The sequence below is a fragment of the Nocardioides sp. genome, assembly GCF_036401255.1.
Lineage (GTDB): Bacteria > Actinomycetota > Actinomycetes > Propionibacteriales > Nocardioidaceae > Nocardioides.
The window spans coordinates 1-9,125 of the sequence record NZ_DASWVI010000292.1; the positions used below are offsets into that span (position 1 = coordinate 1).

Below are 9,125 nucleotides of genomic sequence, written 5' to 3' on the forward strand. Positions count from 1 at the left end.
GGGCAGCTGGTGGTCGTGCCCGTCGAGGGCCTCGACCTGGACCGGGCGCTGCGGGCGGTCTGGCTGCCCGCCCGGCGTCCGCACGGCGCGCTGGCCGAGCTGGTGCGGATCGCCCGGGCCTGAGGGGGCGGCGGGGTCGGTCCGGGCTCGCTCAGGACTCCAGGTCGCCGAGCAGCTCGTCGTACGCCGTCTGGCTGGAGTCGCGCAGGAACTGCGAGCACCGCTCCCACTCGGCGGTCTCGCCGATCTGGCGCGCGGCCAGGGCGAGCAGCGCGAGTGCCTGGAGGAACCCGCGGTTGGGCTCGTGCTCCCACGGCACCGGACCGTGGCCCTTCCAGCCGTTGCGGCGCAGCTGGTCGAGGCTGCGGTGGTAGCCGACCCGGGCGTAGGCGTAGACGGTGACCATGTCGTCGAGGTCCTCGGCCTGGTCGGCCAGCAGCATCCCGAGCGTCGCCCACGCGAGCGGCGACTCGGGGTGGCGGCGGACCACCGCCATCACGTCGGCGCCCTCCACGAGCTCGGCCGCGGCCGGGTCCTCGGGCAGGTGGGTCGGCGGTGGGCCCGCCATCAGGTCGGCACCGGGCGTCACAGAATTCATGGAACGATTGTCCACGGCTGGGTGTTGAGTAGCCCCGTGACCCGACCCACCACCTCCTCCGACGTGTCCACGACGCCCGTGGACCATGACGCCAAGGAGCCGTGGCCGGCGCTGTTCGCGCTGTGCATCGGCTTCTTCATGATCCTCGTCGACACCACGATCGTCTCGGTCGCGACCCCCGCGATCATCGAGGACCTGCGCGCCGACGTGAACGACGTCGTCTGGGTGACCAGCGCCTACCTCCTCGCCTACGCCGTGCCGGTGCTGATCACCGGCCGGCTCGGCGACCGGTTCGGCCCCAAGCGCCTCTACCTCACCGGCCTGACGGTCTTCACGCTCGCGTCGCTGTGGTGTGGCCTGACCGGCAGCATCGAGGGGCTGATCGCGGCCCGCGTCGTCCAGGGCCTGGGCGCCTCGATGATCACGCCGCAGACCATGGCGATCATCACCCGCATCTTCCCCGCCCACCGGCGCGGCGCGGCCATGGCGCTGTGGGGCGCGACGGCCGGCGTCGCCACGCTGGTCGGCCCGATCCTCGGCGGCGTGCTGGTCGACGGCCTGGGCTGGGAGTGGATCTTCTTCATCAACGTGCCGGTCGGCATCCTCGGCTTCGTCGCGGCGGTGCGTCTGGTGCCGCGGCTGGAGACCCACACACACCGCTTCGACTGGCTGGGCGTCGCGCTCAGCGGCCTGGGGATGTTCCTGCTCGTCTTCGGCATCCAGGAGGGCCACCAGTACCACTGGAACGGCGTGATCGTGACGCTGATCGCCGCCGGCCTCGTGGTCCTCGGCCTGTTCCTCGCCTGGCAGGCGCGCAACACCCGCGAGCCGCTGGTGCCGCTGCGGCTGTTCTCCGACCGCAACTTCTCGCTGGCCAACGTCGCGATCTCCGCGATGGGCTTCTCGATCACCGCGATGGCGATCCCGCTGATGATCTGGGCCCAGGTGGTGCGCGGCCTGAGTCCCACCCGCTCGGCACTGCTGCTCGTGCCGATGGCGATCATGACCATCGTGCTGGCCCGCACCGTCGGGCGGCTCACCGACCGCATCCACCCGCGGCTGATCACCAGCATCGGGTTCGCGTGCATCATCGGCTCGCTGGTGTGGCTGGCGATGCTGATGACGCCCGACACCGACATCTGGTGGCTGGTGGCGCCGATGGTGCTGCTCGGCATCGGCAACGCCGGGGTATGGGCGCCCAACAGCGCCACCGCGACGCGCAACCTGCCGATCCAGCTCGCCGGGGCGGGCTCCGGCGTCTACAACGCGACCCGTCAGGTGGGCGCGGTGCTCGGCTCCGCGGCGATCGCCGTGCTCATGGACGCCCGGCTCGCCGCCGAGGGGCTGCCGCCGTTCACCGGCGAGGGCGCCGGCACCAAGGTCAGCCTCCCGCCGCAGGTCGCCGACCACTTCAGCCAGGCGATGTCGACCTCGCTGCTGCTCACCCCGGCCGTCCTGGTGCTCGGCCTGGTCGCGGCGCTGCTGTTCGAGAAGCCTCAGCACGCCGGGTTCGCGAGCGCACCGGCACCGGCCGCGCGCGCCGACTGACACCGGCCGCAGGACCGCAACAGCACGAGACCCCGCCCGGACCGGAGGTCCGGGCGGGGTCTGTCGCGTTCTGGCGTTCTGCGATCACCCGATCGAGTGGCCGGCCGAGCGCAGGTTCTGGCAGGCCTCGACCACGCGGGCGGCCATGCCGGCCTCGGCGGCCTTGCCCCAGGCGCGCGGGTCGTACTGCTTCTTGTTGCCGACCTCGCCGTCGATCTTGAGGACGCCGTCGTAGTTCTGGAACATGTGCGCGGCCACCGGGCGGGTGAAGGCGTACTGGGTGTCGGTGTCGACGTTCATCTTCACCACGCCGTAGTCGACCGCGGCACCGATCTCCTCGGCCGTCGAGCCGGAGCCACCGTGGAAGACCAGGTCGAACGGCTTCGAGCCGGCCGCGAGGCCGAGCTTCTCGGCGACGGCCTCCTGCGCGGCCTTGAGGATCTCCGGGCGCAGCTTGACGTTGCCCGGCTTGTAGACGCCGTGCACGTTGCCGAAGGTCAGCGCGGTCATGTAGCGGCCGTTCTCGCCGGCGCCGAGCGCGGCCACGGTCGCGAGCGCGTCCTCGGGGGTGGTGTAGAGCTTCTCGTTGATCTCGCCGACGACACCGTCCTCCTCGCCGCCGACGACGCCGATCTCGACCTCGAGGATGATGTGCGCGGCCGCGCACTTGGCGAGGAGCTCCTCGGCGATCTGGAGGTTCTCCTCGAGCGGCACGGCGGAGCCGTCCCACATGTGCGACTGGAACAGCGGGGCCTCGCCGCGGGCAACCCGCTCGGCGGAGAGGTCGAGCAGCGGGCGCACGAAGCCGTCCAGCTTGCCCTTGGGGCAGTGGTCGGTGTGCAGGGCGACGTTGATCGGGTAGTTCTTGGCGACCTCGGCGGCGTACGCGGCGAACGCCACGGACCCGGTGACCATGTTCTTGATCGAGGGTCCGGAGAAGTACTCGGCGCCACCGGTCGAGACCTGGATGATCCCGTCCGCGCCGGCGTCGGCGAAGCCCTGGAGCGCCGCGTTGAGCGTCTGCGACGAGGAGACGTTGATGGCCGGGAACGCGAACGCGTTCTTCTTGGCCGCATCCAGCATCTCGGCGTACTTCTCAGGGGTGGCGATGGGCATGCGGACTCCTCGTGCGAAACGACGTGAACAGATCGCCTTCGACCCTAGTGCCTGCCGGAAGGGGTCCGTAGGGACCTCTGGCCCAGGATGGGGGGCCGGGCGGTCCCGGGACCGCGACCCGGCCCGGCCCACCGCGAGCCCGCCCAGACCCACCCGGGCCGGCGGTGGCCCATCCACCGCAGCCGGGACCGCGCGCCGTCGTAACCTCGGCGCATGTCCCTCTCCGGTCGGTACGTCGCCGTGGTCGGTCCCGCCGACGCCGCCCGGCCCGAGGACCTCGACCACGCCGAGTCCGTCGGCCGGCTGCTCGCCGAGCAGGGGGCGGTGCTGCTCACCGGGGGCCACCACGGCGTGATGGCGGCCGCCGCCCGCGGCGCCCGCGCGGCCGGTGGCACCTCGATCGGGCTGATGCCCGGGCTCGACCGCGCCGAGGGCGCCCCCGAGCACACCTACCTGCTGCCGACCGGCCTCGGCGAGCTGCGCAACGGGCTGCTGGTCCGGGCCGCCGACGCGGTGGTCGCGGTCGGCTGCAGCTGGGGCACGCTCAGCGAGATCGCCCTGGCCCGCCGCACCGGCGTACCGCTCGTGCTCCTCGACCCCTGGGACCTGCCCGACGACGTCGGCGTCGTCGCCGGCGACGCGATCAGCGCCGTGGAGATCCTGGCGGCACTGACAACCCAGCGGAGCTGAGCTCCGTCTCTGAGGGCATGAGCACCGACATCCGCGACGAGCTGGACCGGTCCTTCGGCACCGGCCCGGCACATCCACCCCTCGAGCAGCAGCTGGCCGTGGGCCGGCGCGCCCTGCGCCGGCGCCGGGCACTCACCACGGTCGTCGCGGCCGGTGTCGTCGCGATCGTGGGGGCGTCGTACGCCGTCGCCGCCTCCGCCCCGGGGCAGCGCACCGGCGGCGAGGTCGTCGTGCAGCCCACGAGCACCCCGACCAGCACCCCCACCAGCCGCCCGACGTCCACCACGGCTGCCGGGGACCGGGGGTGGCGCGACTGGGTCAAGGTCCGCTACGTCGGCCACGAGCTGCAGATCCGGCCCGAGGTCATCGTGCACGCCCACCTCGAGAACCCGATCGGATTCGAGCCGCCGGCCACCTCCGACGCCCTCGACATCACCTTCCGCGGCGTCCGCAGCTGGCTGCTCGCGGAGAAGACGGCGACCGGGGTGAGCATCGCCGAGTCCACACCGAGCAACGGCTGGGCGAGCTTCGAGGACTGGGTCGACGACCAGGTCACGCTCGGGCACGGCGGTGACGGCTGGCCTGCGACGATGCGGCTGACCGCGGAGGGTCGGGTCGTCCCGGTCGCGGGCGCGACGGTGCTGCAGCGCACCGACGACCCGCAGCTCGGGGGCGACTTCGCCCCGGCGGGAGCCGTGACCGGTGCCGCACTCGTCAGCGTCGCCTCCGAGACGGCCGACAACGGCGAGCAGGCCTACTTCGTGGTGTGGCGGGTCATCCGCGGCGAGCTCGACGTGATCACGACGCCGCCTCGCGACGTCGTCGGCGCCACCTGGCCGGAGCTCCTCAACTACGCCCGCGCGCAGTACGCCTCCGGGGAGGGGCTCCGGTGAGCACTCCGTCTCGGGACGAGGCGTTCGCCGAGTTCGTGCTCGCCCGGCGCACCCATCTGCGCCGGATCGCCTACGCGGTGTGCGGCGACTGGCACCAGGCCGAGGACCTCGTGCAGACCGCGCTGACCAAGCTGTACGTCGCCTGGCCGCGGATCCACCGGGAGGGCGCCGAGGAGTCCTACGCGCGCACGATCATCGTCCGCGCGAACATCGACGAGCACCGGCGCCCGTGGACCCGGGAGCGGGTCGGCCTGCCCGAGACCGACCGACCGGCCACCGAGCCGTTCCCGGTCGAGGAGCGCTCGGCGCTGTTCGAGGCGCTCCAGGCGCTGCCCACCATGCAGCGCAAGGTGGTGGTGCTGCGCCACTGGCTGGGCCTGTCGGTCGAGGAGACCGCCCGCGAGCTCAAGATCGGCACCGGCACCGTGAAGAGCCACTCCTCCCGCGGACTGGCGAAGCTCCAGGCGGTGCTCACCGTGCGGTAGCCCGGCGGATCACCCGCGCCAGGCGGCGTCGCCCGAGAGATCGGCGTGCTGGCGCACCCAGGTGTGCATGGCGATCGCGGCCGCGGCGGAGGCGTTGATGGACCGGGTCGAGCCGAACTGCGCGATCGAGAACGTCGCGTCGCACGCCTCCCGAGCCGCCTCGGACAGGCCCGGGCCCTCCTGGCCGAACAGCAGGCAGACCCGCTCCGGCAGCGTCGTGGTCTCCAGGTGCAGCGATCCCGGGAGGTTGTCGACGCCGTACAACGCCACCGGCCCGTCGGTCTGCTCGTGGAGGTACGCCGCCAGGTCGGCCACCGTCGGGTGGTGCCGGACGTGCTGGTAGCGGTCGGTCACCATCGCGCCGCGGCGGTTCCAGCGTCGGTTGCCGACGATGTGCACCTCGGCGGCGAGGAACGCGTTGGCGGTGCGCACGATCGTGCCGATGTTGAAGTCGTGCTGCCAGTTCTCGATCGCGACGTGGAAGCCGTGCCGCCGGGTGTCCAGGTCCGCGACGATCGCCTCCATCGTCCAGTACCGGTAGCGGTCCACGACGTTGCGCCGGTCGCCGCCCGCGAGCAGCTCGGGGTCGTACCGGTCGCCCTCGGGCCACTCCCCGGGCCACGGCCCGACCCCGACCTCGGCGGCGCCGTACGGCATCGGGTCGTACGGCGCGCGCTCCTCCACGACCGACACGTTAAGCGATCGGCCACTCGGAGTTCGGGGTCCCCAGGTACCGTTGCAGGGTGATCTCAGTGATGCCATGGGCGCCGCTGTTGCTCGGCATCAAGTGGCTCGATCCCGAATGGCTGCAGCACCAGTACGGGTCGGCCTTCATCTGGCTCGCGATCTTGATGGTGTTCGTCGAGTGCGGGCTGTTCTTCCCGTTCCTGCCCGGCGACACCCTGCTGTTCGCCCTCGGGCTGTTCATCGCCGGCAGCAACGCGACCGGCTACTCCGTCATCGGCATCCACAACGAACCCGTCGAGCTCGTGATCGCGATGGCGCTGCTGACCGTCGCCGCGTTCGCGGGCAACGTCGTCGGCTACGAGATAGGCCGGCGGATCGGGCCCCCGCTCTACGAGCGCAACGGCCGGATCGTCAAGCGGGAGTACCTCGACAAGACCGGCGCGTTCTTCGAGAAGTACGGCAGCCGGGCGCTCGTCATCGGCCGGTTCGTGCCGTTCGTGCGCACCTACATCACGGTCGTGGCCGGCGTGACGCTGATGGACCGGCGCCGCTTCTTCACCTGGAGCGCCGTGGGTGCCGTGCTCTGGGTCCTGAGCATCACGCTGCTGGGCTACTTCCTCGGCGCCGCGTTCCCGTGGCTGGGCGAGAACATCGACTACGTCACGATCGCGATCCTGGCGTTCAGCGTCGTGCCGCTGAGCTACGAGGCACTCAAGCGCCGGCTCGGCCGCTCCCGGGGACGGGCCGCCACGGAGGCCGCCACGGAGGCCGGTCCGGCGGAGTCGCCGGCCGAGCCGCCCCGGCCCAGCACCTCCGAGTGCGCCGACGCCTGAGCCGCTGAGGGTCAGCCCCGGGCGGCGTCCAGCTCGGCCTTGGTGAGCACCGGGCGCACCTCGAGGCCGACGTCGGCGAGCGGGTTCTCCCCCGCCGGGCTGCGGTCGATCGCGCAGACGACGACCTCGACCTCGGCGCCCGCCGCGCGCAGTGCCCGCGTCGCGTCGCGTACGGCGCCGCCGGTGGTGATCACGTCCTCGATCAGCGTGACCCGGCGGCCGGCGACGTCGGGGCCCTCGGCGAGCTTGCAGGTGCCGTACTCCTTCGCGCTCTTGCGGACGAACAGCGCCGGGCGGCCGGTCAGGCTGCTGACCATGGTCGCGATCGGCACCCCGCCGAGCTCGAGCCCGCCCAGCAGGTCGGTGCCGTCCGGCAGCAGGCCGACCATCTCGCGGGCCACCCGGAGCAGCAGCTGCGGGTCGGCCTCGAAGAGGTACTTGTCGAAGTACTCCGTGGCCTGCTGTCCCGACCGGAGCGTGAACTCCCCGGTCAGGCGGCACACGGCGTCGATGTCGGCGGCGAGCGTGGGGTCCTGGGTCACGGGCGCACGATAGCGCCGTACGCCGAGGTCTCCTCAGGTGTCCTAGGGTCGACGCATGCTCGCGCACCGCCTGGAGGGCATCCCACCCACGATCTTCTCGGAGATGTCGGCGCTGGCCGTGCGCACCGGGTCGGTCAACCTCGGCCAGGGCTTCCCCGACGTCGACGGCCCGGCCACCGTGATCGCGCGGGCGGTCGCCGCGATGGAGGCCGGCCGCAACCAGTACGCGCCCGGGCCGGGGGTGCCCGAGCTGCGCCAGGCGGTGGCCCGCCACCAGCGGCGCCACTACGGGCTCGAGCTCGACCCGGACCGACAGGTGGTGGTCACCACCGGCTGCACCGAGGGCATCGCCGCCGCGCTGCTCGGCCTGGTCGACCCGGGCGACGAGGTGATCGTGCTCGAGCCCTACTACGACTCCTACACGGCGATGATCCAGATGGCGGGCGGCGTACGCCGACCGGTGACGCTGCGGGCGCCGTCGTACCGTCTCGACGCCGATGAGCTGCGGGCCGCCGTCACGCCGCGCACCAGGTTCGTGCTGCTGAACTCGCCGCACAACCCCACCGGCACGGTGCTGACGCGCACGGAGCTGCAGGCGGTCGCCGACGTCGCGATCGAGCACGACCTGGTGGTGATCACCGACGAGGTCTACGAGCACCTGGTCTACGACGACCACGAGCACGTGCCGCTGGCCACGCTGCCGGGCATGTTCGAGCGCACGCTCACGCTCTCGAGCGTCGGCAAGTCCTACTCGTTCACCGGGTGGAAGGTCGGCTGGGCGACCGGACCGACCGAGCTGGTGAGCGCCGTACTCGCCGCCAAGCAGTGGCTGACGTTCACCTCGGGCGCGCCGCTGCAGCCGGCGGTCGCGTTCGCCCTCGACGAGGAGCCGGACTTCCCCGCCCGACTGGCCGCGCAGCTGCGCGAGCGGCGCGACCTGCTCTGTGCCGGGCTGGACCGCGTCGGCCTGGAGGTCCGGGTGCCCGAGGGCACGTACTTCGCGACCACGGACATCTCCCCGCTCGGCTGGCCGGACGGGCGGTCGTTCTGCCTGGCGCTGCCCGAGCGGGCCGGCGTCGTCGCGATCCCGACCCAGTCCTTCTACGACTCCGACGCCGGCCGCCACCTGGTCCGCTGGGCGTTCTGCAAGGAGCCCGAGGTCATCGAGGAGGGCCTGCGGCGGCTGGCCGCGGCCGACCTGCGGGCCCCCTAGGACCCGAGGAAGGACCCTAGGAGCGGTCGAACCAGACGCGGGTCGAGGGGCGCAGCAGGAGCGAGAAGGCGGCGGCCGCCGCGGCGAAGGAGGCCAGCAGCAGGAAGCCGCCGGCCGCCGCGCCGACGAGGCTGATCGCGGCGGCGATCCCGGCCGAGACGAGCAGCACCACCCGGGCCCAGTCGACGCCGCGATAGACGAGCACCGCCAGCACGATGGCGGCCACGCACCACAGCACGATGAGCGCGATCATGCCCAGCGACACGGCGACGAGCATGCCGTCGGAGACACCCTGGTCGGCGAGGTGCGGCTGGCGCCGGTGCACGTCGTCGAGCAGCGGGTCGGGGTCGATGAGCAGGACCGCGGCGGTCAGCAGCAGACCCAGCGCGATCAGCCCGCTGCTCACCCAGGTCAGCAGGCACGCGCCCACCACGGCCGACGGGCGCTCGGCGCGGCCGTCCTCCGGGTGGGCGACCGGGCGCGTGATGGGGTGGTACGCCGCCGGGTGCACCGCCGGGTG

11 protein-coding genes are annotated in these 9,125 nt (G+C 72.5%); 6 read left to right on the top strand and 5 right to left on the bottom strand.

Features of this window, described 5'->3' with window-relative positions; genetic code table 11:
* Positions 1–151 precede the first annotated feature (151 nt).
* Positions 152–598: a DUF3151 domain-containing protein gene (locus tag VGD85_RS13650; RefSeq protein WP_331063987.1), complete on the bottom strand. Its 447-nt coding sequence runs from the start codon at positions 596–598 to the stop codon at positions 152–154.
* A gap of 36 nt (positions 599–634) precedes the next feature.
* On the opposite strand from VGD85_RS13650, the gene VGD85_RS13655 reads away from it, so the two are divergent.
* On the top strand, positions 635–2,146 hold the full coding sequence (locus VGD85_RS13655) for a DHA2 family efflux MFS transporter permease subunit (RefSeq protein ID WP_331063988.1): 1,512 nt from the start codon (positions 635–637) through the stop codon (positions 2,144–2,146).
* Between the two features lie 84 nt (positions 2,147–2,230).
* On the opposite strand, the gene fbaA is transcribed toward VGD85_RS13655, so the two are convergent.
* Positions 2,231–3,262 carry a class II fructose-bisphosphate aldolase gene (gene fbaA, locus VGD85_RS13660; RefSeq protein WP_331063989.1) on the bottom strand — a complete coding sequence of 344 codons (1,032 nt, stop codon included), beginning with the start codon at positions 3,260–3,262 and terminating at the stop codon, positions 2,231–2,233.
* Positions 3,263–3,475: 213 nt separating this feature from the next.
* On the opposite strand from fbaA, the gene VGD85_RS13665 reads away from it, so the two are divergent.
* From VGD85_RS13665 to VGD85_RS13675, 3 genes are read left to right on the top strand one after another with little or no spacing between them, the layout of a single operon-like run.
* A complete protein-coding gene (locus VGD85_RS13665; RefSeq protein WP_331063990.1) occupies positions 3,476–3,952 on the top strand; it encodes a TIGR00725 family protein in 477 nt (158 codons plus the stop codon).
* A 17-nt stretch (positions 3,953–3,969) separates the two neighbouring features.
* Positions 3,970–4,845 (top strand): hypothetical protein, encoded by an 876-nt coding sequence (locus VGD85_RS13670; RefSeq protein WP_331063991.1) that lies wholly within the window; start codon positions 3,970–3,972, stop codon positions 4,843–4,845.
* Positions 4,842–5,330 carry a SigE family RNA polymerase sigma factor gene (locus VGD85_RS13675; protein ID WP_331063992.1) on the top strand — a complete coding sequence of 163 codons (489 nt, stop codon included), beginning with the start codon at positions 4,842–4,844 and terminating at the stop codon, positions 5,328–5,330. The genes VGD85_RS13670 and VGD85_RS13675 overlap by 4 nt, the downstream gene beginning before the upstream one ends.
* 9 nt (positions 5,331–5,339) lie before the next feature.
* On the opposite strand, the gene VGD85_RS13680 is transcribed toward VGD85_RS13675, so the two are convergent.
* Positions 5,340–5,987, bottom strand: a complete 648-nt coding sequence (locus tag VGD85_RS13680) for a TrmH family RNA methyltransferase (RefSeq protein ID WP_331063997.1) — start codon at positions 5,985–5,987, stop codon at positions 5,340–5,342.
* Positions 5,988–6,073: 86 nt separating this feature from the next.
* Between VGD85_RS13680 and VGD85_RS13685 the strand changes: the two genes are divergently transcribed.
* Complete coding sequence (locus tag VGD85_RS13685; RefSeq protein WP_331063993.1) at positions 6,074–6,850, top strand: DedA family protein; 777 nt, start codon at positions 6,074–6,076, stop codon at positions 6,848–6,850.
* An 11-nt stretch (positions 6,851–6,861) separates the two neighbouring features.
* Here the strand turns inward: VGD85_RS13685 and pyrE are convergent, their stop codons facing one another.
* A complete protein-coding gene (gene pyrE / locus VGD85_RS13690; protein WP_331063994.1) occupies positions 6,862–7,392 on the bottom strand; it encodes an orotate phosphoribosyltransferase in 531 nt (176 codons plus the stop codon).
* 55 nt (positions 7,393–7,447) lie between these two features.
* Between pyrE and VGD85_RS13695 the strand changes: the two genes are divergently transcribed.
* Positions 7,448–8,605: a pyridoxal phosphate-dependent aminotransferase gene (locus VGD85_RS13695; protein WP_331063995.1), complete on the top strand. Its 1,158-nt coding sequence runs from the start codon at positions 7,448–7,450 to the stop codon at positions 8,603–8,605.
* Positions 8,606–8,621: 16 nt separating this feature from the next.
* Here VGD85_RS13695 and VGD85_RS13700 read toward each other — a convergent pair.
* A partial coding sequence (locus VGD85_RS13700; RefSeq protein WP_331063996.1) for a hypothetical protein occupies positions 8,622–9,125 on the bottom strand: 504 nt, incomplete at its 5' end.

Bases quoted from the DNA above. Each gene is read 5' to 3' on its own strand.
- VGD85_RS13650 (WP_331063987.1), bottom strand. From the start codon at position 598: ATGAATTCTGTGACGCCCGGTGCCGACCTGATGGCGGGCCCACCGCCG.
- fbaA (WP_331063989.1), bottom strand. From the start codon at position 3,262: ATGCCCATCGCCACCCCTGAGAAGTACGCCGAGATGCTGGATGCGGCC.
- VGD85_RS13665 (WP_331063990.1), top strand. From the start codon at position 3,476: ATGTCCCTCTCCGGTCGGTACGTCGCCGTGGTCGGTCCCGCCGACGCC.
- VGD85_RS13670 (WP_331063991.1), top strand. From the start codon at position 3,970: ATGAGCACCGACATCCGCGACGAGCTGGACCGGTCCTTCGGCACCGGC.
- VGD85_RS13680 (WP_331063997.1), bottom strand. From the start codon at position 5,987: ATGCCGTACGGCGCCGCCGAGGTCGGGGTCGGGCCGTGGCCCGGGGAG.
- VGD85_RS13695 (WP_331063995.1), top strand. From the start codon at position 7,448: ATGCTCGCGCACCGCCTGGAGGGCATCCCACCCACGATCTTCTCGGAG.